Consider the following 23,222-nt stretch of genomic DNA (forward strand, 5'->3'; position numbering starts at 1 on the left):
TGGCCCTGCAAACGTTGTGGTTTCAACAAAGTGACGCCACTCTCAAAGCCTTGCATACGTATGCAAATAGGGAGAAACCCTAGGACGAAACCGCTCTCGCAACTGGAAGACACCGTCGGCGCCTACGCCAGCGGCGTCAGAGGCCAGGTGCGCATCCTTGCGACAGCGTCGGTCCTGGCCGAATTCCTGGCCGAAGACATCGCCACGTTCCTGCAGATGGAGCCGCATCGCGATATCCGCGTGGACCTGGAGGAAAGGGTCAGTCAGGACGTGGTGCGCGGGATCAAGGAAGGCGTCGCCAGCCTGGGCATCTGCGGGGACGCGGCCGACTTCCGCGGACTGGCCACCCGCGCCTACCGCGGCGACCGGCTGGCGGTCATCACCGCCGCGGGACACGCCCTCGCCCAGCGTGACACCTTGCGCTTCGACGAAACGCTGGACTACGAGCACGTCAACATGCCGGCGGCAAGCGCCGTCTTGCGGCTATTGCAGGCCGCCGCCAGCCGCAGCGGCAAGGTGCTGCGGCACCGCGTCACGGTAAGCAATTTCGAGTCGGTCTTCCGCGTGGTGCGCGCCGGCCTGGCGATCAGCGTGGCGCCCCTCGAAATCGCCGCGCCCTATGCCCAGGCGCATGGCCTGCGCGTCCTGCCCTTGAGCGATCCCTGGAGCGTGCGGCACTTCGCCATCTGCTTCAACCCCGAGCGCGCCCTGGCGCCGGCGGCGTCCTTGCTCCTGGACCACCTGGCGACAGTAGGGGCGGCCCCCGCGCCAGCCTAGCCTTATGCCGTGATGTCCGGCGCGGCGGCTTCAGCCGCGGGCTTGCCCTGGTCCATCCCGCGCCATCCGGCCGGCGCCAGGACCCGCCGCCGTCAGCGGTCAGCCTGCCCGGCCTAAGCCCACCCTCTTCCGCCCCGCGTCGCTAGAACGCCCAACGCCAGGCCAGCGTGGCGCTGTGATCCTGGTTGCCCGAGCCGAATTGGCCGGCGTAGCTCAGCCCGACCGTGGCGCTGCGGCCAACCTTGGCGTCCAGCCCCAGTTCAAGCAGCGCCGCATCGCGGGCAATGGGAGCTCCCGCCACCGTGAACGCATTACCCGCGTCGAAAGCCAGCCGCGAAGTGGGGTTCACGTCGCCGAAGGCATGGCGCCAGCCGGCGCCCGCGGTGATCCTGCCCTCGAGCTTGCCGAGCCCCAGCGCCTGGCCGCCGCGCAGGCCCAGTGTGCTGGTGGTGGTTTGGTTGCGCTGGCTGGCGCCCGACAGCGCCGCGCTGCCGCCGCTTTCCTGGAACGCGCGGCGGCGCAGATCGGCCCAGGCCAGGCCGGCATAGGGTTCCAAGGTGAAGGACGGCCCCATGGGCAGCGCATAACCCAATTCGGTGAAGAGCTGGGTGGTGTTGGCGCCGTAATCGGCGCGCAGGGTCTGGTCGAGGCCACCAGCCATGATGCGCCGTTTGCTATTGATGTCATGCCAGGTGTAGGCCGCGCCCAGCAGCAGGTTGAGCTTGCCGGCCCCGGCCTCGAAGGCCTTGCCGCCATAGACAATGGCGCTGTAGCTGGAGATATCGGTCTTGTCGTCCAAGCCCTCGGTGCGCAACTTGCTGTCGGTATAGCCCAGCGCGCCGCCCAGGCGCCAGCCGGCGCCGATGGCGCCGTCCGCGCCGGCGAAGACGCCGCCCGTATGCATGCGCGCCTCCGCCGTGTCGCGGGTCGCGCCCTGCCGCTGCCAATTGCCGACCAGCTCGGCCCAGGCGGGTTGCGCGCTGGAGGCGGGCAGGACGGACGAGGCCGGCGCCACGTCGCTCGCGCCCACGGCCGCGGTCGGCGCGCCGGCGCGCATGCCGGCGCCGAGATTGGCGCGCAGGTGCGCAAACGGCAGGCTGCGCGCCTGTCCGCCCAGCCCCTGCAGCGCGCCGATGGCGCTGGCGTGGCTTTCGCCCGAGAGCGCGGAGAAGAACGACTGGGGTGCGCCGTCGGGCAGACTCAAGGCATGGCCGTACACCTCGTTGCCGGCCGGCATGCTGTCGACGGCGTTGGCGGTGGCCACCGCATTGCGGCCGCTGACCAGATCAGCGAAGCGGATCGAGCGGGACGGAGGCGTGCCGCCGCTGCCGGGTTCCGACGGGGTCCCCGGGCTACCGGGATCCACGACCTGCTTGCGGGTCAGCGTGAGGCGAACATCCTGGTCATTCGCCGCATAACTGAGCGAAGGCGTCAGATAGGCGAGATCGGTCGACGTCCCGGCAAAGCGCGTACCGTTGAAGGTGCCGTCGGCATGCAGGATGTCGTAGGTCGTGTTCTCGGCGTAGTTCCCCGCCGCGGCGGCGACCTGCACGGTGGCGCCCGTCAGCGTGGCGCTGCCGGCCACCCGCACACTGCTGGCCGCGCCATCGGATGTGGCGGCGACGTGATAGACGGCGCCCGATTGAAAGGCCAGGTTACCTTGAACGGTCATGCGGCCCGTGGACGCGGCGGTGGTGCCCGGCGCCAGGATGGCGCCGGAGGCGATGGTCACCTGGCCCAGCACTCCGGTGCCGGACAGGGTCGCGCCATTCTCGGCCTGGACCTGGCCGCCGAGCTTGCCATCCACCTGCAGGGCGCCGGCCATCACTTGCGTGGCGCCCGCATAGGCGCTGCTGTCGCCGGTGAGCGCAAGCGTGCCGGCGCCGAGCTTGGTCGTCGCGCCGGCGCCGGAGATCGCGCCGCCATAGACCGAATCGTCGGCGCGGTCGAAACGCAGGCTGGCGTTGTTGACGATATTGCCGCTCAGCGAACCGTGATTGCCGCCATCGCCCACCTGCAAGGTGCCGGCATCGATGACCGTGGTGCCGCCGAAGGGGTTCTCCCCCGCCAGCACCAGGGTGCCGCTGCCGGCCTGGCGGAGCTGGCCGGTGCCGCGCAGTGTCCCGTCGAAGCGGACCGCATCACTGCGATTGAAGACCAGCGCGGCGCCCGCCGCGATGTCCGCATCGCCCGCCAGGCTGCCCGCGTTGGCGCCATCGCCGACCTGCAAGGTGCCGGATTGCACCGAAGTGCCGCCGGTATGGCCGCCGACGCCGGTCAGGATGACCGTGCCGGTGCCCGTCAAGGCGAGGCCGCCGCTGCCGGACAGCCTGCCCGCCAGCGTCAGGCCGTTGGCGCCGGTGACCGTCAATCCTCCATTGCCGAGCACGAAATCGTTGTCCACCGTGAAGGTCCCGGCGGTGGCGCCGGCGGCGATCGCCCCCCCATTCGCATTGATCTGGCCCGTCCCGAGCATGCCGCCATCGGCCAGCGTCGCCAGGCCGCCGCTCAAGGTCACGCTGCCGCCGGAAGCCAGGGGCCTGTCCTGCAATATCCAGGAGCCGCTATTGATGCGCAGGTTCTGGAAATTGACGTAAGAAAGGCCCGAGATGGAGGTCTCTCCCCCTCCTGTGCCGCTGCCGGTGCCGCTCGACGGCAAGACGTTCTGCAGCACCAGCGTGTTGTTGCCGCCGGCACCGCCATCGATCCTGCCGGCAGGCGCGAAGGCCAATCCGGACAGGCCCGCCACCGACAGATCCCCCGACGACGTTCCCGAGCCGCGCAGCACGGCGGAACCGGAGACGGCGGTGAAGGTGTTGTAGCCGCCCTGGCCCAGCGAGACGCCGCCGACGATGGTCCCGGCGTTGGTGAAGCTGTGGCCCAGGCCGGGAATGCCGGAGGCCTCGAACGCGACGCGGCCGACGATGGTGCCGCTGCCTTCGTTGACGAATTCCACACTCCCGCCGCCGTAGACGGCAATCACCGCCTTGTCCGCCGGCGCCGAGGATCGTCCCGTCACATCGCTGCTGCTTATCATGCCGGCATTGGTGAGATAACTCGTCCCGCCGCTGCCGTTCCGCACGACCAGGGCCATGCCGTCGAGCGACGGCAGGCTGGTGCCGCCGCCGACGCCGGCGGTCACGCCCGCGAGCGTCCCCATGGCCTCGTTGGTCACACGTATGGCGCTGGCCGTGGCGTTGCCGATGAACAGTCCGGTCGAGGCGACCGCATTCGCGCCGAGCGCGTTGGGGTCGATCCTGCCATTGTTGATCACGGTCACATTGCTGCCGGTCAGGTTCAGCGCGGTACCGCCCGCGGGGATCGAGACGCCCAGCGACGCCCCGTCAGCGACGTTGACGAGCAGGTTGTTGGACGCATCTGTGTAGGACGGCGATGAAGCGTCCGCCGCCAACGAGCATTGGACGCTGACGCCGACGCGGTTACAGGCCGCCTGGGCCTCCGTACCGGTCCAGGCCAGTCCGAGCGCCAGCGCCACGCCCAGCGCATGGCGGCGCGGCAGCGAACGCATGACGGCGCCGGGCGAAGCTCGCCCCGCGCGCGACTGCGACGCCAGTTCCGACACCGCCTGCCAGGCGCGCAGGCGGCGATTCCATACCAAACGGTAAACGTGGTTCAAAGTGCGGTCCCCTGTGCTTGCGATGGCCGCGGCCGCCCGGTGCGCGAATCGCGGATGCATGCCATCAACGCGGCGCATCCACGGCGGGACGAACCGCTTTTTGTGTGGGCGAAGGCTGCCCGGAGAATTCGCGCACCATAGTAGCCGGCTCTCTGGCGGCTGAACCGAAAAGGAAAGGCGCAATCATGGTCAATTCCTGCCCATTGCGGAGATAATGCCGCTTTTGCCGCCAACGCGGATCTGCACGGAGCGAACTTCTTGGGCCCGACCGCCGACCCCGCCGCCCGCCTGATGACCGTCTCCGAGGCCATCGCCCTGGCGCACACGCACTGGAACGCCGGCCAGGCCGCGCAAGCCGAAGACCTTTGCCTGCGGGTGCTGGGCGCCGTGGCCGACCAGCCCGACGCGCGGCATCTGCTGGGCCTGATCGCCCATGCGTATGGCCATCCCGACTTGGCCCTGGCGCATCTGCGGGCCGCCTGCCAGGCCCCGGCGGCACCGGCCGTCTATTGCAGCAACCTGGCGGAAGTGTGCCGCCAGCAGGGCAAGCTGGACGAAGCCGAGGCCGCGGCCCGGCGCGCGGTGGCCGCCGACCCCGGGCTGGCCGAGGGCTGGAATAATCTGGGCATCATCCTGCAAGAGGCGGGCCAACTCGCCGCCAGCCTCGATTGCTTGCATCGCGTGGCCGCGCTGCGGCCCGACAGCCCGCAAGCCCACAACAACCTCGGCAATACCTGCAAGCGGATGGGCGACAATCCGCAAGCCTTGGCGCATTACCGCCGCGCGCTGGAACTCGACCCGGACTACGCTCAAGCCTTGAGCAATATGGCGGTGGCCTTGGGCGACGAAGGCCGGCACGAGGCCGCCCTGGCCGCCCTCCGGCGCGCCATCGAGATCGATCCCCTGCTGCCGCAGGCCCATCTGAACCTGGCCGAGCTGGAGCGCGCGCGGCCACGGCAGGCGCCGGCGGCCCCGGACACGACCGCGATGCGGCCCGCGCCGTCCGATGAACACGTCCTGGGCGAGGCCGAGGCGCTGCTGCGCGCGGGCCGCCACGGCCAGGCCGAAACGCTATTGCGCCAGGCCCTGGCCCAGGGAAGTCCGCAGGCCGCGCTATCGCGCCTGCTGGTCCAGGCCCTGCGGCCGCAAGGGAAGCTGCGGGAAGCGCGCCTCGCCCTGGAACACGTGCTGCGAGCCGAACCGGGCGACACGGGGTCGCGCCTGGAACTGGCGGAGGTGCTGCTGGCCGAAGGCGATTTCGATGCCGGTTGGCGCGAATACCGCTTCCGCTATCGCCTGGCGCGGACGGCGATGCTGGCGCGCCACGTGCAAAAGCCCCGCTGGGATGGCCGCCCCATTCCGGGCCAGACGCTATTGCTGCATGACGAGCAAGGCTACGGCGACACCTTCCAGTTCCTGCAATTGGTGGCGCTGGCCCGCGCACGCAGCGGGGCGCGCGTCATTTTGGAGGTCAAGCAGCCATGCCACGCCCTGGCGCGGCGCGGCGGCCTGGCCGACGAGGTCATCGCCGCCGGCTCGGCGCCGCCCGCCTTCGACCTGCACTGCGAACTGATGAGCCTGCCGCTGGTGCTGGGCTTGCGGCTTGCCGACCTGCCCGTGCGCACGGCCTACCTGCGCGCCGACCCGGACCGCCTGGCCTTCTGGCGCGCGCGGCTGGCGGACTTACCGCGTCCGCGGGTCGGCCTGGTATGGGCCGGCCGGCCCACCCACCCGCATGACGCCCAGCGTTCCCTCGCACTGGCCGATCTGGCGCCGCTGGCACAACCTGGAATCACCTTCATCGGCCTGCAACAGGGCGAGGCGGCCGCCCAGGCCGACACACCCGTGCCGGGCCTGGACCTGGTGCCATTGAGCCGGGAGATCCGCGACTTCGACGACACCGCGGCCATCCTCACCCTGCTCGATGTACTGGTGTCGGTGGATTCGTCTCCGGTCCACCTGGCCGGCGCGCTCGGCTGCCCGGCCTGGGTGCTGCTGCCGTTCGCGCCCGATTGGCGCTGGCTGCGGGATCGCCGCGACAGCCCGTGGTACCCCTCGCTGCGCCTATTCCGCCAGCCCTCCATACAGGCGTGGCGGCCGGTGCTGGAGGAGGTGGCCGTCGCGCTGCGTGCCTTGCGCGAGAGCGCCGGCGACGGCCCGCAAAGCTGGTGAAGGCCCCCGGCGGGAGCGAGTCCACGACAGCCGACCCCAAGCTCAATAAGCCAAAAAATCAGGGACACATAATTGCCGGCTTGGCGTCCGTTGTCGAAAGTCAGGCGAAGTGAAACAGGAATACCTGAAAAATCAATGATTTATATTTTTCCAGGTCAATAATCCTGGACCAGATGGGTCAGTTCGATTGATATTTTTTGCTCGGCGGGTCTACTTAGATGGAATTTTCCCATGCCCATCACTTTTTAGGCTCCAAGCCAACATCAAAAACGACGACGAGCTCCCTTCCCTTAGGCTTGGAGCCAAGTTCATGGTCAAGGATGTACATTTCTGCACGGACTATTCCTTGGGCCGGAATGGCCGCTTGGGTAACCTTGCCAGCATATCGTCTCGGATGTCATGAAAGTCCACGTCTCCGCCAAAAAGAGGAAGTGGGTGACGCAGTGGGGAACGCGCCGCGTGCGGTCCTGACCATACGGCCTGGATTGCAGCCGTGACTTGATCCTTGAGGTTTTCTGAAACCTTGTCGTGCTGACGGAACCACCAATCCGCGGATCGTCGAAAGCTGTCCGTGATGGGCTCGCCCCGTTCGTTCAATAATGCAACGGCTGCGGCGGCCGCTACCGGCATACACCCTTTCGGCAGGGCCGGAGAGATCAGTTGGTAGTGGTCGAATCCGGATACTTTCGGCCGTTTGTTGCACGCGGCCATGAGATGCGCCGTAGCGGTAAATGCAGCGCCCGGGGAAATATGAAAATTGAACAGGGCGGCGGCAAGCTCGGCCATCTGGTCTGAGGCTTTGGGGTCTACCCGTCCCACCAGTTCCACGAACAGGTCTGTGATCTCCTGTTCCAGATATTCCGGCGCATGGGCAGAGTCGAAGGTCGCGCGGAAGGCATTAACAGCGGTTTCAAATGGCTCACGCCGGACGACAGTGGCAACGGACCGAACCTCAAAATCCGTGACGATATGCGGGTTGATCAGCCCCATTGAAAAAAGATCGTCCGTGCCGTTCTTGACTTGGCGAGTACGCGTCTCGTTGCACAGTACCTGCAAGAACCGCTCGAAGGCTTCGGCGTTATTTGCCGCGTCCGGGAAAATCCTAGGCGGAATGACGACCTTGACTTGATACTGCTGGGCGGTTGCGATCAGTACTGGGTCATCGTCAAACGCTACGAGATAGGACGGGGGAAGCGTACCTTTGAAGATACGCGCTACTGTGGCGAAAATTTTGGCGATGTTTTCATCGCTCAGGCTGTATCCCAGGAACATAAGGCGCTTACCGAGAAGATCAGATTTGAGTCGGATATCCAGCGGGTGATCCTCCTCGCTCATGCGCGCTTGGTAGGACTTCGTACCGAATACCAGCGATGCCGGGACGGCCATATCGCCGTGGAATTTGATAAGCAGCGGTTCGCCTGGAATTGACTCGCTCAAATCGTCAACCGTGACAACGCGGCGATAGGGGCGGCCATACTTGGCGGCGACCAATTCAAAAAGGTTGTCCTGGTTGGTCGTGTAAAGCACGTTTTGCATCAGACTTACCAGCAGACGATGCGACGGCACCTTGCGCTCGTCCAACTCCGCCACGACAAGCTTGCTGCTCAGAAACGCCACGAAGGCATCCAGTCCTCGCGCCTCAACATACGCATCAGAGAGATCGGCCAGGGGCGTTTCCGGTGGACTACCGATCTTTGCGGCCATGTCACGGGCGAGTTCAGCCGCCGCGAGCCCGAGATGCTGGCGCGAAATGCCTGCGCCGAAAAATGGCACGAGCTTGTGCCGAGCCAGCAGATCCGCCATCTCTCCGATAACGGCGCGCGAATTACCTATAGATTGGTTTTCCGTCAATGTAGACCCCTTTGATCACTGGTGAAGCCAAGCTCATGCTATGGAAACAACATGTGTGACAAGGGCCCCGGGGAATAACGCTTGTACTGCTGCAAGTTGGACGTGTCCAGCCCATACGCGCGAAGAAGCCACCGTGATTGGCCCCCAACACCATCACCGACCTCGCCACGACCATGCAGGGCCAGGCGGTTGCTGACGATGAGCACATCACCTGGCTGGACGACCACCAGCTTCGCGCTCGCGTTGCAGGCGTCCTCCAGTTTTTTCAAAACCTGCTCTGCAGGGCCGCCCTCAACCGTCGGCAAGACGGTGCTATGGCTCTACCGAATGTGGATGTCACCGCCCGAGTCCTTCAACACAGGCACGTCGATGACGACGTGTTCTTCACCCAAAATACGTTTTGTCCCCTGCCTAAAGGTCCTCTGTGCGCGGATAGAGAACTGGGGCTTTTTGAGTTCTTCCACATCGGCTGGCGATAGCCGCGCCAGCACATCTTTCAACGGGATAGGTCTCGTTGGCACACCATTCGGATTACGCAACCCAACCAGAGTGACGAAATCAGGGGACGGGGCAATACGTTCGTATTGAGGATCATTTTCCCCACTGAAGGGGAAGCTCACGGCATCAGTATGCCCACGCATGCTGCCCTTCGATTTCTCGGCGAATGCACCTGCCCCCGGCATCGCGACGAGGTTTACGAACAGATTCCCGTCGTTCTCGGAACCGTAAGAGACCGTCTCCATTTTCAACAGGCCGTGCACGGCCAACGCTGCAGCACGTCCAGCCACGGTACCGTCAGTGTCAGGCACCGGGAAGAAGCCCCCCGGCGTATCGACCAGCGACACCGCATCGAACACACCTTTGAGGTGGCAGTGCGAGGCGCTCAATACGTAAGCTCGACCGCCTCCGGGCGGATGACCCTGAGCCACCAACAGCGTCTCGCCAGAAGTCTGCGGCGATGCACAAGTACCCGATCGATGTCTGGCGCTTTGGACATACGTATGCGAACTGCGACTTCCTCGATGCTAGCGGGTGCCGCGTGCTTAGCAACCAGCGCGGCTACCCATGAGAGGTTCTGAAAGGAAATAGTTTTCGGGAAAAGCTGGTATTTGATGTGTGAGATGACAGATGGGAAAGGTCCATGGCGACCAAAGCCATTCAATCCGCCAGTGCGGCCAAGACCATGATGGCGCAGTCGGTGGCAATTCGTCGAGAGGTGCCGTGGGATAGCGTCGTCGCCGCTCTTTGGCAGTAGCGCGCCGACAACGGGCAGCGCTTCACGGCTTCCTTGGCTTTCGCCTGCACTGGGTAATGGACCCCCACCACCACATTGTGCGCCTCGACCGCGCATCAGCTCCAGATGGCGACCAGTTCGGAAATTTTGGCCGCTACCACCTCCATTGTGTCTTCCGACGTGTCCAGACCGCTTCGCGAAGCAAGCATGGGGCTCACTTCGCGGAGCGCTGTGTATGTCGTTCCATGCACGATGGGCACGAGCCGATTACCTTGCAGAAGGGTCGAAAGCTCTTTGTCGGCGACTCCCTCTTTGGGAAGACGGTCTAGCAATGCCGGGGTCACAAGGACGAGCCCAATTTTCGAGGCCGCCAAACCCTTGTCGATGGCGCGCATCATCGGCACGCCAAGTCCAAGGTCCTTTTCGCTGAACCAAACTTTGACTCCTGCTGCCTGGAGCAAATCGTGCAGTTCTTTGGCGGCTCCCTGCCTATCATCCCAAGCATGGCAAAGGAAGCAATCCCTGAGGTCTGGCTTCGCCGCCGCTTCTCTTTCAACAGCCGCACGGACCGGCGTTAAGGATGCCACCTGGGCAAAGGTGTACGAGACGGACGAACCTGCTCGTGACCAGCGCGGCCTTGCACTGCCGCTGGACCCTCCACTGCTGGTACCCCCGCCACCCGGCGAAGAGTAGGACCGGGGGGAGTACGACCCGTAGCCGCTGTAGCCGCTGTAGCCGCCGTAACCACCGCGACCATAGCGACCGCGGCACGCTGGGCAGGCCGCTGCGGCGCTCGATGAACGATGACCTTCAACTGGGGCTGTGCACCTGGCCATGGATCACCCCTTCGGCGGGAACTTGTCGTTCCCGTGGCTATCTTTGGACTGAATCTGCCCATTCCGACCGTGGACCAGCAGTTCAGTACCTTGGTTTCGGGAAATCTCCCGCGCCCGGTCAACCGCATCTGCCTTGCGGTCGAAGAGCTCTGTGGCACGCTTTGCTCCGGCGCCCTGAACAGCCCACCCGTTTTCACGGGGGAGCACGTGCTGATTGCGTTTGACCATTCTAATCACCTTTCTCACAGCTGAATTGCTGCTCATATGTATGTGCGGCAGAGAATCGAAACGCGGACAAAAATGCATAAAATATGTCCGCGCAGGCGAGAAACTCCGTACATACCAGTGACGAGGCACAAGGGGGCCATGTGACAACTGGAAAACCACCCGATCAAGATTACGCCACGGCCGAGGAGATCTGCGAAGCAATTGAAGGGCTGACTGAGGCAGAACTCGGGCGCATACATCGCGCAGCCCAATATGCCCTCTTCGGCACCGAATATACGGACCCACGTGAACTTTTAGGCGAAGCGGTGCAGCGCACGCTTGAGGGTGCGGGAGCCAAAGAGGGCCGGCACTGGCCCAAGGTCGTGCCCTTTGTGGCATACATCATCAATACCGTGAAATCCATTGCGGACGGATCCAGCAACTCCGTCACTCAGTCACGGACTGAGTCCCTGGAAACGATGGCAGGTCACGACGGCGGTGCAGAATTGGCTCTTGCGCGGGAAGGATTCTCCTCCCCCGATGTCGTCGAACAGGCGCTGGAGATTGAAGAAACAAATGAACGGCAAGCTCGCGCCGCCGCCGACGCTGCGCTCATTGAAGCGCATTTCGCGAACGACGAGGAAATCCAGTTCCTCATCATGGGCGACAAAGACGGCATGAAAGCCAGTGAAATCCGCGCCGTTTCAGGCATGGACCAAACCACGTACGATACTGCACGGCGAAGGTTTCGCCGCGGCCTCAACACTTTGATGCCGGGCAGGAGGAAATCATGAGGCAGTCCAAGGAAAGCAAGGAAATCGCCTTCATTCGCACCAAGTTGCTCGACGATCTCGCAAAAACCAGCGACGAAGAAATCAGGAACGAATATCGCGAGGCTGACCAAGACATCGCTGAGATTGCCAAGCAAACGCATGACACGCTTCGAGACGTAGCGGCAGCCAGCATGCGAGCGAAGCTCGCCTTTGCCAAGACAGCGATTAAGGCTTCGACTGCAAACCGACCTGTCAACCCAGTGCGCCCGGCAATGGAACGTCTCAAGGAGATCGTGGCCGAGGCATTCATGCGCGAGCCCGAAGTTGCTATGGCGTTTCGGGATGGCAAGAAGCAGACCGACGAAGACTTGGCCACGGTCTACGACGATTTGGTAAGAATGGGAATTATCAAGCCGGAAGACAATGGCAATTGATCATTCACTGCTCAGCCCAGCTGAGAGGCTGCTCTGGCGATACGGAGTACGCGACCCGTCTCACATCGATTTGGAGGCCATCGCGAACTATCGGGGAGCGGAGGTCGTCTATCGTCGCTTGTGCGGGTGCGCTGCGCGTCTGGTGGCTGCCGGCGACCAAGCAATTATTAGCGTCGACGTAGAATCGTATCCAAGCCGCCAGCGATTCTCGCTGGCGCACGAATTGGCGCATTGGATTTGTGACAAAGATCGTGGCTCTTTTCGGTGCGCCAATGAAGACATCGGTCCTCAAAACGCCGAAGCGAAGAATGTGGAGGCCTATGCAAATGAATACGCAAGCCAGTTAATCTTGCCGAGTTTCTTGGTAGACCCCTGGCTCGAAGGCAAGCGGATCAATCTGGACACTGCCAAGGCTCTTGGCGACGACTTCGACGCGAGTTTGACCGCGTCAGCGCTCAAGATAACCAGGCGTGCCCAAGCCCAGACCTGCGTCGCCTGCCACAACCAGACGAAGAGAATCTGGAGCCAAAAGAACCGCGCGTTTCCACACGACCTCTACGTTAAGCAAGAACTGCATCAAGACACCGCTGCGTTTTCAATGGCGTTCGGAAAAGGAAGCGGACTATCCAGACCTGTCAAAGAGGCTGCTGACCGCTGGCTCCAGGGCCCCGACGTCTATCGGCGAACCGTGGAGACTCAGTCGCTCAAGCTGCCCGATAACACTGTCTTAACGATGATCACTCTGCTCCCTGGTAAATAGCTCCTCGACTGGGCTGCCTCCTTTAGGCGACCATGAGCAAGAAAAATTCCAAGTAGGCTGGCACAAAACCCGGAAAATTCCAGGTTCGGTGAATCATTCGATTGGTCAGACTTTGATCAATCGGACGCAAGTAACCATTCTTAGGAGTCGGCTATAGATGGGGCTTTGGTTAATCATTGAACAGGCCGCCGAGGAAAAATTTCACACAAATTCAATGGCATAGAAAGATATTGCCGGGCCCAACTCATCGGCGAACCGAATGCGTCACCCATTTCAACTGGGTTGACTCAAATTCCATTTAGGCTGACTTTCGACATCCGTCCAAGATGTAACAGGACTGGCCTTCCCCCTTGAAGCCTAACGAGTGATCCCTATAATTAGCACTCGTCGACGGTGAGTGCTAACAACCTCCCGCGCATAACCGATCAATCTTCTAGTTATCGAAACAGGAGTTCCTCATGGCCCTGCGTCCCCTGCACGATCGCGTGATCGTCAAACGCCTGGACAACGAGCGTAAGACCGCTTCCGGCATCGTCATCCCCGACAGCGCCGCTGAAAAGCCCGATCAAGGCGAAGTGCTGGCCGTCGGCCCCGGCAAGAAGACGGAAGACGGCAAAGTCCTGCCGGTCGACCTGAAGGTCGGCGACAAGGTCCTGTTCGGCAAGTATGCCGGCCAAAGCGTCAAGGTCGATGGCGACGAACTGCTCGTCATCCGCGAGGAAGAAATCCTCGCCGTGATCCAGTAATTGCGCCAACCCCTATTTTCGAAGGAAGCTGACAATGGCTGCCAAGCAAGTTCTGTTTGCCGATGATGCCCGCGTGCGCATCGTTCGCGGCGTGAATGTTCTCGCCAACGCTGTTAAGACCACCCTGGGCCCCAAGGGTCGCAACGTCGTGCTGGAGCGCTCGTTCGGCGCCCCGACCGTGACCAAGGACGGTGTGTCCGTCGCCAAGGAAATCGAACTGAAGGACAAGTTCGAGAACATCGGCGCCCAGCTGGTCAAGGATGTTGCCTCCAAGACCTCCGACAACGCCGGTGACGGCACCACCACCGCCACCGTGCTGGCCCAGGCCATCGTCCAGGAAGGCCTGAAGTACGTCGCCGCCGGTTTCAACCCGATCGACCTCAAGCGCGGCATCGACAAGGCCGTGGCCGCCGCCGTGGCCGAGCTGCAAAAGGCTTCCAAGCCGGTGACCACCAGCAAGGAAATCGCCCAGGTCGGCTCGATTTCGGCCAACAGCGACAGCTCGATCGGCCAGATCATCGCCGACGCGATGGACAAGGTCGGCAAGGAAGGCGTCATCACCGTCGAAGACGGCAAGTCGCTGGAAAACGAACTGGATGTCGTCGAAGGCATGCAGTTTGACCGCGGCTACCTGTCGCCCTACTTCATCAACAACCCCGACAAGCAAGTCGCCGCTCTGGACGATCCCTTCGTCCTGATCTACGACAAGAAGATCAGCAACATCCGTGATCTGCTGCCGGTGCTCGAACAGGTCGCCAAGTCGAGCCGTCCGCTGCTGATCATCGCCGAGGACGTCGAGGGCGAAGCCCTGGCCACCCTGGTCGTGAACAACATCCGTGGCATCCTGAAGACCACCGCCGTCAAGGCGCCGGGCTTCGGCGACCGCCGCAAGGCCATGCTGGAAGACATCGCCATCCTGACGGGCGGCACCGTGATCTCGGAAGAGACCGGCATGTCGCTGGAGAAGGCCTCCCTGCAAGACCTGGGCCAAGCCAAGCGCATCGAAGTCGCCAAGGAAAACACCACGATCATCGACGGCGCCGGCGACGGCAAGTCGATCGAAGCGCGCGTCAAGCAGATCCGCGCCCAGATCGAGGAAGCCACCTCCGACTACGACCGTGAAAAGCTGCAAGAGCGCGTGGCCAAGCTGGCCGGCGGTGTTGCCGTGATCCGCGTCGGTGCTGCCACCGAAGTCGAAATGAAGGAAAAGAAGGCCCGCGTCGAAGACGCCCTGCACGCGACTCGCGCTGCGGTGGAAGAAGGCGTGGTTGCCGGCGGCGGCGTTGCCCTGCTGCGTGCCAAGCAAGCCATCGCTGGCCTGCAAGGCGACACGCCCGACCAGAACGCCGGTATCAAGCTGATCCTGCGCGCTGTCGAAGAGCCGCTGCGCACCATCGTGACCAACGCCGGCGAAGAAGCCAGCGTCGTGGTGAACACCGTCCTGGCCGGCAAGGGTAACTACGGTTACAACGCCGCCACCGGCGAGTACACCGACCTGGTCGAGCAAGGCGTTCTGGATCCCACCAAGGTGACCCGCACCGCCCTGCAAAACGCCGCTTCGGTGGCCAGCCTGCTGCTGACGGCCGAAGCCGCCGTGGTGGAACTGGCTGAAGACAAGCCCGCTGCCCCGGCCATGCCGGGTGGCATGGGCGGCATGGGCGGCATGGACTTCTAAGTCCCGCCTAGCCTGCCGGGAGTGCCGCGTACCTTCGCCGCGCGGCTCTCCTTTGCCATCAAGACCCCCGGTTCATCGCCGGGGGTTTTGTTTTATGCGCGCCCGCCCCCGTTTTGATGCCTACAATGGGCCTGACACTGCTGGAGGGGTTCATGCGTTTTCCCACGCTGCTGCGGCTTTGCCATCCGAGAGAACTGGGCGGTCTGTTGATGGATTCGGCCAGGCAATGGTCGCGCCATCGCGCCGCCAGCAAGGGCGCGGCCCTGGCGCTGTACATGGTGTTTTCTCTGGCGCCGATGCTGATCCTGGTGATCGCGGTGGCCGGCGCCTTTTTCGGCGAGGACGCCGTGCGATCGGAACTGTTCGACCAGGTGCGCGACCTGACGGGTGAGCGCGGCGCCGAGGTGATCCAGACGGTGCTGGCCAGCGCGCACGAGTCGGGCAAGGGCTGGGTGGCCGCCCTGCTGTCCATCGGGGTGCTGATCTTCAGCGCCACGACGGCTTTCGCCGAGCTCAAGGCCAGCCTGGACGAATTGTGGGAGGCCGGGCCCGACCGTTCGAGCGGCATCCAGGGCCTGGTGCGCAGCCGCATGCTGTCTTTCGGTCTGGTGCTGGTGCTGGCCTGCTTTCTGCTGTTTTCGCTGGCGGTCAATGCCGCGATGGGCGTGGCGCGCGGCTATTACGGCGAGTTGTGGACCTACTCCCTGGTGGCGCTGATCGGCGAGTGGCTGGCCAATCTGTTTTCTTTTTCGGTGGTGACGGCGCTGTTTGCGGTGATCTTCAAGCTGCTGCCCTCGGTGCCCGTGCGCTGGCGCCATGTGGTCCCGGGCGCGGTGGTCACGGCCGGCCTGTTTTTGCTTGGCAAATGGGGCATCGGCCTCTATCTGGGCCGCGGCGGCGTGGCCTCGGCCTATGGCGCGGCGGGCTCGCTGATCGCGCTTTTGCTGTGGATTTATTACTCGGCGCAGATTTTCTTCTTCGGCGCCGTCGTGACGCGGCAGTACGCCTTGCGGGCCCAGCGCCTGGAGGCGGAGCCGGCGGCCTGAAGGGCGACGGCCGGCGCATGTACGGACGACACGCGAATCTGTTAAAAAGCCGCAGACCCGATTCCCGCATGGCTCCATGACCCCACATCCCTCGCCCTATAAGAGCACCGGCGGCCTGCGCCGCATCCTGAATGCCCTGCGCTATTCCTGGCAGGGCCTGAAGGCGGCCGTCAAGTACGAGGCGGCCTTCCGCCAGGAGCTGGCGCTGGCCGTGCTGCTCATCCCGGCGGCGTTCTTTCTTGGGCGCACGACCGATGAAGTCTTCATGCTTATCGCCTCGGTCGTGCTGGTGCTGGTGGTGGAGCTGCTCAATTCGGCCATCGAGGCCCTGGCCGACGCGCTGTCGGTCGAGACGCACCCGCTCCTGGGGCGGGCCAAGGACCTGGGCAGCGCCGCGGTGATGCTGATGCTGATTTTCACGGGCGCGGTGTGGGTCGCGGTGGCGGTCAGCCGCTTCGTGCTGAGCTAGGCGGGACGTTTGCAGGCGGCGGGCATGCTTCTATACTGAAGCTCCATGCCCTCCTCGCGACGCCCGCATGATGCCTGCTCCCTCCCCCTCGGAACGTATCGTGATTGTCGGCGGCGGCGCTGGCGGCCTGGAACTGGCCGCCCAGCTAGGCCGCGCCCATGGCCCCGAAAACGTGCTCCTGATCGACAGCCGCCCTTTCCACATCTGGAAGCCGTCGCTGCATGAAGTCGCGGCCGGCACGCTGGATATCCACCAGGAGGGGCTGTCCTACCTCATGCTGGCCCGATTGACCGGCTTCAGCTTCGCCCAGGGCGAGCTGACCGCGGTGGACAGGCAGGCCCGGCGCATCCGGATCGGCGCGGTCAGCGACCAGCAGGGCCAGGAAATCCTCGGTCCGCGCGAGTTCGCCTACGGCACGCTGGTGCTGGCGGTGGGCAGCGCGTCGAATTTCTTCAATACGCCCGGCGCGGCCGAGTATGCGGTCACGCTGGACAACACCGAAAACGCCGAAGCCTTTCGCCTCACCATCCTGAAGGCCATGGCCAAGGTGGACCAGGACAAGCTGCGCAATCCCTCGGCCCGGCTGGACCTGGTCATCGTCGGCGGCGGCGCCACCGGGGTGGAGCTGGCCGTCGAGCTGACCGAGGCCAGCCATGTCGTGAGCGCCTACGGCCTGCCCAATTTCCGGGCCGACCGCGACATGGCCATCACGCTGGTCGAGGGCGCGCCGCGCATTCTGTCGGCCTTGCCCGAGAAGATCTCGCGCGCGGCCACGGCTCGCCTGACGGAGCTGGGCATACGGGTGGAGACGCACTGCCGGGTCTCCGAAGTGGCTCCCGACAGCGTCAAGACGGCCGATGGCCGCAAATTCACGGCCACGCTCTGCCTCTGGGCGGCGGGCATCCGGGGACCGGACCTGCTCTCGCAGCTGGGCCTGCCGGTGAACAAGGCCGGCCAGCTGATCGTCAATGCGCGCCTGGAAACCGAAGACCCCCATGTGCTGGCGCTGGGCGATTGCTGCGCCGCCCCCTGGGGCGGCGAGCGCATCGTGCCGGCGCGGGCCCAGGCGGCGCACCAGGAGGCCAGCTACCTCGCCAAAAAGCTGGGCGCCCGCCTCAAGGGCGAGGACGAACCGCAAGAGCCCTATGTGTACCGTGACTATGGATCGCTGGTGTCGCTGGGCCAGGGAGCCGGCGTGGGCAGCCTGATGGGCAAGCTCGCCGGACGGGGGCTCTTCGTAAGCGGTACACTGGCACGCCTGATGTATATGAGTCTGCACCTGATGCACCACCGAGCGGTGCTGGGCGTCTCGCGAACCGCCACGATGGCCCTGGCGCGCCTGCTGATGCGGCGCACGCATCCCAGGGTCAAATTGCACTGATCCCCATGACTTTCCTACAAAAACTCGAACACGCCTGGGCCACCCGGAACTCCCTGCTGCAGGTCGGCCTGGACCCGGATCCGCAGCGCTTTCCGCATGAGCTGCAAGGCCGGCCCGAAGCCATCCTGGAATTCTGCCGCGGCATCGTCGATGCCACCGCGCCCTACGCAAGCAGCTTCAAGCCGCAGATCGCCTATTTCGCCGCGCATCGCGCCGAAGACCAGCTCGAAGCGCTGTGCGCGCATATCCGCAGCCAGCATCCCGGCCTGCCCATCGTGCTGGACGCCAAGCGCGGCGATATCGGCTCGACGGCCGAAAACTACGCCCGCGAGGCTTTCGAGCGCTATCAGGCGCATGCCGTGACAGTCAGCCCCTATATGGGGCTGGACTCGGTCGAACCCTATCTGGCCTGGCGCGATCGCGGCGTCATCGTGCTGTGCCGCACGTCCAATCCGGGCGGCTCGGACCTGCAGTTCCTGCAGATGGCCGACGGCCAGCCGCTCTATCTTCATGTGGCCGGCCTGGTGGCCGAGAAGTGGAACCGGGACGGCCAATGCGGCCTGGTGGTCGGCGCGACCTTCCCGAATGAGCTGGCCGCCGTGCGCCAGCGCATCGGCGACAGCATGCCCTTGCTGGTGCCCGGCATCGGGGCGCAAGGCGGCGATATCAACGCCACCGTGCAGGCGGGCGCCAACCAGGCGCGCGCCGGCATGATGATCAATTCTTCGCGCGCCATCATCTACGCCAGCAACGGCGACGACTGGCGCGAAGCGGCCGCCCAGGCCGCGCAGGGCCTGCGCGACGCGATCAACGCGGTGCGCTGATCCCCCGCCTCAGCGCCGGTTGACCGGCGCGCCCAGGTATTCGAGGATGCCGCGCAAGGCGAACTCCACCGATGCCTGGCGGACCTGGGCGCGGTCGCCCGCGAAGACATGCGTGACGGCGCGCGAGTTGATGCCACCCTGCGCGCGGGTGGCAAAACCGAAGCACACCATGCCCACCGGCTTGCCCGGCGTGGCCCCGCCCGGGCCGGCGATGCCGGTGGTCGAGATCGCGACGTGGCAGGCGGGCGAGGCCAGCAGGACGCCCTGGGCCATTTCGAGGGCCACCTCTTCGCTGACGGCGCCAAAGTGGTTCAGGGTGTCGGGCGAGACCTGCAGTTCGTCGATCTTGGCCTGGTTGCTGTAGGTGACGAAGCCGCGCTCGAACCAGCCGCTGGAACCGGCCACCGAGGTCACGGCGCCGGCCAGCAGGCCGCCGGTGCAAGACTCGGCCGTGCCCAGATACCAGTCCCTTTCTTGCAGGGCCGGCCCCAGCTGCTCGGCCAGGCCATGGATGGTCGCGGCGTTCAGGGCGGCGGGCGCCAGGCCCTTGCTGTTCTGCAAACTCATGCCAACACTCCTAAGCGAACGGCGAGCGCCATGACCAGCAAGGTATAGGCGGCCGCCACGATGTCATCCCACATGACGCCAAACCCGCCGGAAAGCCGGGCATCGAAAGCCTTGATGGGCGGCGGTTTGACGATGTCGAAAAACCGGAAAAGCAGAAAGGCCAGGGATTGGGCCAGCCAGCCGCCAGGCACCAGCCACAGCACCAGCCAGAACGCCACCATTTCGTCCCACACCATTCCGACGTGGTCGTGCACGCCGAGTTCCCGTCCGGCCTGGCCGCAGGCCCAGCAGCCATAGGCAAACGCCAGCAAGAGCGCGATGCCCATGGCCAGGTCGGAGATGGACGGCAGGAGCAGCCAGAGGATCCAGGCCGCCAGCGTGCCCCAGGTGCCGGACGCCGGCCGGATCAGGCCGCTGCCCAGGCCAAAGGCAAGCAGGCGCGCCGGACGGGCGCGGACCCAGGTCCAGGCGGGATAGTCCACGCGCGAACGCTCGCGCATCGAAGGAGAATGGGGATCGGTCATGTCGGGGCGGATCGTGCCCGGAACGGGCGTGCCCGGGATGGTATCAGGCCGCGCCGCCGAAATGGTCGAATCCGCCCGGGATCCGCGTCAATGCCTGGCCCTGGGCATCGACGACGCGCAGGCCGGGAGCGGCCACGATGCTGCCCACCCGGCTGACCGGCGTCAGGCTGGCCCGCGCGGCGCGGGCGATGGCTTGGCGCTGCGCGGGCGGGGCGGTGAAGCAGAGTTCGTAGGCGTCGCCGCCGCCCAACAGCGCCCGTTGCAGGGTGGCGTCGTCCAGTCCTTCCAGGCCAGGCGCCCGGGGCAGCTCGGCAAAGCGCAGCTCGGCGCCCACGCCGCTGGCGGCCAGGATGTGGCCGAGGTCCTGGGCCAGGCCGTCGGAAATGTCGATGGCGGCATGCGCCAGGCCGCGCAGGGCCAGGCCCAGCGCCAGGCGGGCCTGGGGCCATTCGAGCGCGCGGCGCGTCAGGGCCAGCCGGGCCGCGTCGGGCGGCAGCTGCCCGTCCAGCAGGCGATAGGCGACATCGGCAGCGCCCAGGGCGCCGGACACCCAGACGTCGTCGCCCGCCTGGGCGGCATCGCGGCGCAAGGCGGCCTCGGCCGGCACGGCGCCGAAGACGGTTACGCTGATGGTCAGGTCTTGCAGGCTGCGCGTGGTGTCGCCGCCGATAAGGGGACAGCCGCTGGCCTGGGCCAGCGCATGAAAGCCGCGCGCATAGGCCGCCAGCCAGGCGTCGTCGACGGCGGGCAAGGCCAGGCCCAGCAGGCACCCCAGGGGCTGGGCGCCCATGGCGGCCAGGTCCGATAGATTGACGGCCAGCGACTTGTGGCCCACCGACTCGGGGTCGGCGTCCGGATAGAAGTGGCGCCCGGCGATCAGGAGATCCTTGCTCACCGCCACGCGCATGCCGGCGGGCACCGGAAAAAGCGCGCAGTCATCGCCCACGCCCAGGATGTGCCCGGGCGCGGCGCGTGTGAAATGGCGGGCGATGAGGTCGAACTCCGAGGCCACGGGCGCCTCAGCGGCGCTGTTGGGCCGCGGCCTGGACCTCGGCGGTGCGCACGTCGGCGGCCAGCTTGTCGAGCACGCCATTGACGAACTTGAAGCCGTCGGTGCCGCCGAAGGACTTGGCCAGCTCGACCGCCTCGTTGATGGCGACCTTGTAGGGCACCTCGACGTGATGCACCAGCTCGTAGCTGCCGATCAGCAGGATGCCGTGCTCCACGGGCGAGAGCTCGCCCAGCGGACGGTCGATATAGGGCGTGAAGCGCTCGCGCAGGCTGGGGGCCTCGCGCAGCACGCCATGCAGGAGCGTCTTGAACCATTGCGCATCGGCCTCGGAAAAGTCCTCGGCGTCGCGCAGGTGGGCGTCGATCTCGCCGGCGTCCTGCGTGCCCTGGCCGCCGCGCAGCAGCCAGGCGTACACGCCCTGCAGCGCGAACTCGCGCGCGCGGCGGCGCGCGCTGCGCGCATTGGCGCGCGCCGCGCCCGCGTGGGCAGCCGCCCCCATCTGGGCAGCCCCCGCGCTATCAGCGCTCGTCGTCTTCTTCGTCGTCAAAATCTTCGTCCTCGTCGTCTTCGTCGTCTTCCTCGGGCTCCAGCGCGGCGACCAGATTGGCCATCTCGACGGCGACCTGGGCGCAGTCGCGGCCCTTGCCTTCGGCGCGGGCCGCGGCCTGCTCGTCGGTGTCGACCGTCAGGATGCCATTGGCCACCGGGATGCCGGTTTCCAGGGAAATGCGGGTGATTGCAGTGGCCGATTCATTGCTGACCACTTCAAAATGATAGGTTTCGCCGCGGATCACGGCGCCCAGGGCGATCAGTGCGTCGAACTCATAGGATTCGGCCATGCGGGCCAGGGCGACGCCCATCTCCAGGGCGCCCGGCACGGACACCACCATGACGTCGCGCTCGTCCACGCCCAGCTTGCCGAGTTCTTCCAGACAGGCGGCCAGTTCGGCCTGCCCGACTTCTTCGTTGAAGCGGGCGCGCACGATACCGATGTGCAGCCCTTCGCCATTGAGATCGGGGGTAAGGATATAGGGATTCATTCGTCGGCCTTATTCGTCAGTGTTGCGGGCGGGGGGGCAATCGTAACCTGTAATGGTCAGGGCAAACCCGGCCATGCTCGGCATCTTGCGCGGACGCGCGAGCAGCCGCATCTGGCCCACGTGCAGATCGCGCAGGATCTGGGCACCAATGCCATAGGTGCGCAGACCGAAACGGTCGCCGCCGTCCTGGGTCTTGGCCTGCTGGCCGGGCTCGCTCCAGTGGGCGATCTGGCCGAACAGGTGTTCGGTCGAGGACTGGCAGTTCATCAGCACCACCACGCCGGCGGGCGCGGCGGCAATGGCGGTCAGCGCCTGGCCCAAGCCCCAGCTATGCGGGCTGGCGCCGGTGTCGAGGGCATCGAGCAGCGAGGCCGGCTCATGCACGCGCACCAGGGTTTCCCGGGTCGGATCGATCTTACCGTGTACCAGCGCCAAATGGGGCGCTCCGGTGGCGTCATCGCGATAGGCGATGGCGCGGAACTCGCCCCAGGGGGTCTGCATCTGGCGCTCGCCCACCCGCTGGATGATGGATTCGTGCTCGCTGCGGTATTGGATCAGGTCGGCGATGGTGCCGATCTTCAGGCCGTGTTCGCGCGCGAACTGCACCAGGTCCGGCAGGCGCGCCATGGTGCCGTCCGGCTTGAGGATTTCGCAGATGACCGCCGCCGGCGTCAGGCCGGCCATGGCGGTCAGGTCGCAGCCGGCCTCGGTATGGCCGGCGCGCACCAGCACGCCGCCCGGCACGGCGCGCACCGGGAAGATATGGCCGGGCTGGACCAGGTCGCTGGGCTTGGCGTCGCGCGCCACGGCCACCTGGATGGTGCGGGCGCGGTCGGCGGCCGAAATGCCGGTCTCGACCCCTTCGGCGGCCTCGATGGACTGGGTAAAATTGGTGCCGTATCGAGTGCCGTTGCGGCTGGCCATCAGCGGCAGGTCCAGCTGGCGGCAGCGCTCTTCGGTCAGCGTCAGGCAGACCAGCCCCCGCCCGTGGGTCACCATGAAGTTGATGGCCTCGGGCGTGACGAACTCCGCCGCCATGACCAGATCGCCCTCGTTTTCGCGGTCTTCTTCGTCGACCAGGATGACAATGCGGCCGGCGCGCAGCTCGGCGATGATCTCGGGAACGGAGGCAATGCCGAAGTCCGAAACGGCATCGGCGGCAACGGAGGAAATCTGGGCGGACATGGGAAAAGTGACCAGCGGGCGGGAAACTCCGGATTTTACCGCCCTTGGCCCCTTCGCGTCCCAAGGGCAAAA

At 65.2% G+C, this 23,222-nt stretch carries 23 protein-coding genes; 11 read left to right on the top strand and 12 right to left on the bottom strand.

What is annotated here, in order from left to right:
• Positions 1-60: 60 nt before the first annotated feature.
• Complete coding sequence (locus tag AXA74_RS04625; protein ID WP_230588807.1) at positions 61-777, top strand: LysR substrate-binding domain-containing protein; 717 nt, start codon at positions 61-63, stop codon at positions 775-777.
• 142 nt (positions 778-919) lie between these two features.
• Here AXA74_RS04625 and AXA74_RS23790 read toward each other — a convergent pair whose 3' ends face one another.
• Entirely contained in the window at positions 920-4,414 is a 3,495-nt protein-coding gene (locus AXA74_RS23790; RefSeq protein WP_162266975.1) for an autotransporter domain-containing protein, read from the bottom strand.
• Between the two features lie 258 nt (positions 4,415-4,672).
• On the opposite strand from AXA74_RS23790, the gene AXA74_RS04635 reads away from it, so the two are divergent.
• Positions 4,673-6,586 (top strand): tetratricopeptide repeat protein, encoded by a 1,914-nt coding sequence (locus AXA74_RS04635; protein WP_230586946.1) that lies wholly within the window; start codon positions 4,673-4,675, stop codon positions 6,584-6,586.
• A gap of 339 nt (positions 6,587-6,925) precedes the next feature.
• Here the strand turns inward: AXA74_RS04635 and AXA74_RS04640 are convergent, their stop codons facing one another.
• The 5 genes from AXA74_RS04640 to AXA74_RS23795 all read right to left on the bottom strand — a co-directional run bounded on the left by AXA74_RS04640 (position 6,926) and on the right by AXA74_RS23795 (position 10,813).
• Positions 6,926-8,389 (bottom strand): SIR2 family NAD-dependent protein deacylase, encoded by a 1,464-nt coding sequence (locus tag AXA74_RS04640; RefSeq protein ID WP_032977894.1) that lies wholly within the window; start codon positions 8,387-8,389, stop codon positions 6,926-6,928.
• Between the two features lie 86 nt (positions 8,390-8,475).
• Positions 8,476-8,742 (bottom strand): TauD/TfdA family dioxygenase, encoded by a 267-nt coding sequence (locus tag AXA74_RS24845; protein WP_126623661.1) that lies wholly within the window; start codon positions 8,740-8,742, stop codon positions 8,476-8,478.
• A gap of 15 nt (positions 8,743-8,757) precedes the next feature.
• Entirely contained in the window at positions 8,758-9,324 is a 567-nt protein-coding gene (locus tag AXA74_RS24110) for a hypothetical protein (protein ID WP_126623660.1), read from the bottom strand.
• A gap of 463 nt (positions 9,325-9,787) precedes the next feature.
• Positions 9,788-10,507, bottom strand: coding sequence for a toll/interleukin-1 receptor domain-containing protein (locus AXA74_RS04650; RefSeq protein WP_032977899.1), 720 nt, complete (start codon positions 10,505-10,507; stop codon positions 9,788-9,790).
• A gap of 3 nt (positions 10,508-10,510) precedes the next feature.
• Positions 10,511-10,813: a DUF2188 domain-containing protein gene (locus AXA74_RS23795; RefSeq protein ID WP_312026061.1), complete on the bottom strand. Its 303-nt coding sequence runs from the start codon at positions 10,811-10,813 to the stop codon at positions 10,511-10,513.
• Between the two features lie 5 nt (positions 10,814-10,818).
• On the opposite strand from AXA74_RS23795, the gene AXA74_RS04655 reads away from it, so the two are divergent.
• The 9 genes from AXA74_RS04655 to pyrF all read left to right on the top strand — a co-directional run bounded on the left by AXA74_RS04655 (position 10,819) and on the right by pyrF (position 18,822).
• Entirely contained in the window at positions 10,819-11,508 is a 690-nt protein-coding gene (locus AXA74_RS04655; protein WP_230588809.1) for a hypothetical protein, read from the top strand.
• The gene (locus tag AXA74_RS04660) at positions 11,505-11,921 is read left to right on the top strand and encodes a hypothetical protein (RefSeq protein ID WP_032977905.1); all 417 of its coding nucleotides are present in this window, start codon (positions 11,505-11,507) and stop codon (positions 11,919-11,921) included. The genes AXA74_RS04655 and AXA74_RS04660 overlap by 4 nt, the downstream gene beginning before the upstream one ends.
• Positions 11,911-12,681, top strand: a complete 771-nt coding sequence (locus AXA74_RS04665) for an ImmA/IrrE family metallo-endopeptidase (protein WP_032977908.1) — start codon at positions 11,911-11,913, stop codon at positions 12,679-12,681. Before AXA74_RS04660 ends, AXA74_RS04665 begins: the two co-directional genes overlap by 11 nt.
• Before the next feature lie 458 nt (positions 12,682-13,139).
• Positions 13,140-13,427, top strand: a complete 288-nt coding sequence (locus tag AXA74_RS04670) for a co-chaperone GroES (protein ID WP_029578378.1) — start codon at positions 13,140-13,142, stop codon at positions 13,425-13,427.
• A 34-nt stretch (positions 13,428-13,461) separates the two neighbouring features.
• Positions 13,462-15,102, top strand: a complete 1,641-nt coding sequence (groL, locus tag AXA74_RS04675; RefSeq protein WP_029578377.1) for a chaperonin GroEL — start codon at positions 13,462-13,464, stop codon at positions 15,100-15,102.
• 152 nt (positions 15,103-15,254) lie between these two features.
• On the top strand, positions 15,255-16,148 hold the full coding sequence (locus AXA74_RS04680) for a YihY/virulence factor BrkB family protein (protein WP_029578376.1): 894 nt from the start codon (positions 15,255-15,257) through the stop codon (positions 16,146-16,148).
• A gap of 76 nt (positions 16,149-16,224) precedes the next feature.
• Complete coding sequence (locus AXA74_RS04685; RefSeq protein ID WP_029578375.1) at positions 16,225-16,617, top strand: diacylglycerol kinase; 393 nt, start codon at positions 16,225-16,227, stop codon at positions 16,615-16,617.
• A gap of 67 nt (positions 16,618-16,684) precedes the next feature.
• On the top strand, positions 16,685-17,998 hold the full coding sequence (locus tag AXA74_RS04690) for an NAD(P)/FAD-dependent oxidoreductase (protein WP_032977911.1): 1,314 nt from the start codon (positions 16,685-16,687) through the stop codon (positions 17,996-17,998).
• A gap of 5 nt (positions 17,999-18,003) precedes the next feature.
• Positions 18,004-18,822: an orotidine-5'-phosphate decarboxylase gene (gene pyrF, locus AXA74_RS04695; protein ID WP_032977914.1), complete on the top strand. Its 819-nt coding sequence runs from the start codon at positions 18,004-18,006 to the stop codon at positions 18,820-18,822.
• Between the two features lie 9 nt (positions 18,823-18,831).
• On the opposite strand, the gene AXA74_RS04700 is transcribed toward pyrF, so the two are convergent.
• From AXA74_RS04700 to ribBA, 6 genes are all read right to left on the bottom strand, one after another.
• Positions 18,832-19,389, bottom strand: a complete 558-nt coding sequence (locus AXA74_RS04700) for a CinA family protein (protein WP_032955466.1) — start codon at positions 19,387-19,389, stop codon at positions 18,832-18,834.
• Positions 19,386-19,889, bottom strand: a complete 504-nt coding sequence (locus AXA74_RS04705) for a phosphatidylglycerophosphatase A family protein (RefSeq protein WP_032977917.1) — start codon at positions 19,887-19,889, stop codon at positions 19,386-19,388. The genes AXA74_RS04700 and AXA74_RS04705 overlap by 4 nt, the downstream gene beginning before the upstream one ends.
• 67 nt (positions 19,890-19,956) lie before the next feature.
• On the bottom strand, positions 19,957-20,925 hold the full coding sequence (gene thiL, locus AXA74_RS04710; RefSeq protein WP_032977920.1) for a thiamine-phosphate kinase: 969 nt from the start codon (positions 20,923-20,925) through the stop codon (positions 19,957-19,959).
• Between the two features lie 7 nt (positions 20,926-20,932).
• Positions 20,933-21,424: a transcription antitermination factor NusB gene (nusB, locus tag AXA74_RS04715; RefSeq protein WP_032955468.1), complete on the bottom strand. Its 492-nt coding sequence runs from the start codon at positions 21,422-21,424 to the stop codon at positions 20,933-20,935.
• Positions 21,425-21,443: 19 nt separating this feature from the next.
• Complete coding sequence (ribH, locus tag AXA74_RS04720; RefSeq protein ID WP_032955469.1) at positions 21,444-21,965, bottom strand: 6,7-dimethyl-8-ribityllumazine synthase; 522 nt, start codon at positions 21,963-21,965, stop codon at positions 21,444-21,446.
• A 9-nt stretch (positions 21,966-21,974) separates the two neighbouring features.
• Positions 21,975-23,150 carry a bifunctional 3,4-dihydroxy-2-butanone-4-phosphate synthase/GTP cyclohydrolase II gene (ribBA, locus tag AXA74_RS04725; protein WP_032955472.1) on the bottom strand — a complete coding sequence of 392 codons (1,176 nt, stop codon included), beginning with the start codon at positions 23,148-23,150 and terminating at the stop codon, positions 21,975-21,977.
• Positions 23,151-23,222 lie beyond the last annotated feature (72 nt).

This window comes from Bordetella hinzii LMG 13501 (assembly GCF_001548475.1).
Taxonomy (GTDB): Bacteria; Pseudomonadota; Gammaproteobacteria; order Burkholderiales; family Burkholderiaceae_B; genus Bordetella; species Bordetella hinzii.

Excerpts from the sequence above, each read along its gene's own strand:
- AXA74_RS04625 (WP_230588807.1), top strand. The coding sequence starts at position 61 with ATGCAAATAGGGAGAAACCCTAGGACGAAACCGCTCTCGCAACTGGAA.
- AXA74_RS04640 (WP_032977894.1), bottom strand. The coding sequence starts at position 8,389 with ATGGCGGATCTGCTGGCTCGGCACAAGCTCGTGCCATTTTTCGGCGCA.
- AXA74_RS04650 (WP_032977899.1), bottom strand. The coding sequence starts at position 10,507 with ATGGCCAGGTGCACAGCCCCAGTTGAAGGTCATCGTTCATCGAGCGCC.
- AXA74_RS23795 (WP_312026061.1), bottom strand. The coding sequence starts at position 10,813 with ATGCATTTTTGTCCGCGTTTCGATTCTCTGCCGCACATACATATGAGC.
- AXA74_RS04655 (WP_230588809.1), top strand. The coding sequence starts at position 10,819 with ATGTCCGCGCAGGCGAGAAACTCCGTACATACCAGTGACGAGGCACAA.
- AXA74_RS04660 (WP_032977905.1), top strand. The coding sequence starts at position 11,505 with ATGAGGCAGTCCAAGGAAAGCAAGGAAATCGCCTTCATTCGCACCAAG.
- AXA74_RS04665 (WP_032977908.1), top strand. The coding sequence starts at position 11,911 with ATGGCAATTGATCATTCACTGCTCAGCCCAGCTGAGAGGCTGCTCTGG.
- AXA74_RS04670 (WP_029578378.1), top strand. The coding sequence starts at position 13,140 with ATGGCCCTGCGTCCCCTGCACGATCGCGTGATCGTCAAACGCCTGGAC.
- groL (WP_029578377.1), top strand. The coding sequence starts at position 13,462 with ATGGCTGCCAAGCAAGTTCTGTTTGCCGATGATGCCCGCGTGCGCATC.
- AXA74_RS04680 (WP_029578376.1), top strand. The coding sequence starts at position 15,255 with ATGCGTTTTCCCACGCTGCTGCGGCTTTGCCATCCGAGAGAACTGGGC.
- AXA74_RS04685 (WP_029578375.1), top strand. The coding sequence starts at position 16,225 with ATGACCCCACATCCCTCGCCCTATAAGAGCACCGGCGGCCTGCGCCGC.
- AXA74_RS04690 (WP_032977911.1), top strand. The coding sequence starts at position 16,685 with ATGATGCCTGCTCCCTCCCCCTCGGAACGTATCGTGATTGTCGGCGGC.
- pyrF (WP_032977914.1), top strand. The coding sequence starts at position 18,004 with ATGACTTTCCTACAAAAACTCGAACACGCCTGGGCCACCCGGAACTCC.
- AXA74_RS04700 (WP_032955466.1), bottom strand. The coding sequence starts at position 19,389 with ATGAGTTTGCAGAACAGCAAGGGCCTGGCGCCCGCCGCCCTGAACGCC.
- AXA74_RS04705 (WP_032977917.1), bottom strand. The coding sequence starts at position 19,889 with ATGCGCGAGCGTTCGCGCGTGGACTATCCCGCCTGGACCTGGGTCCGC.
- nusB (WP_032955468.1), bottom strand. The coding sequence starts at position 21,424 with ATGGGGGCGGCTGCCCACGCGGGCGCGGCGCGCGCCAATGCGCGCAGC.
- ribH (WP_032955469.1), bottom strand. The coding sequence starts at position 21,965 with ATGAATCCCTATATCCTTACCCCCGATCTCAATGGCGAAGGGCTGCAC.
- ribBA (WP_032955472.1), bottom strand. The coding sequence starts at position 23,150 with ATGTCCGCCCAGATTTCCTCCGTTGCCGCCGATGCCGTTTCGGACTTC.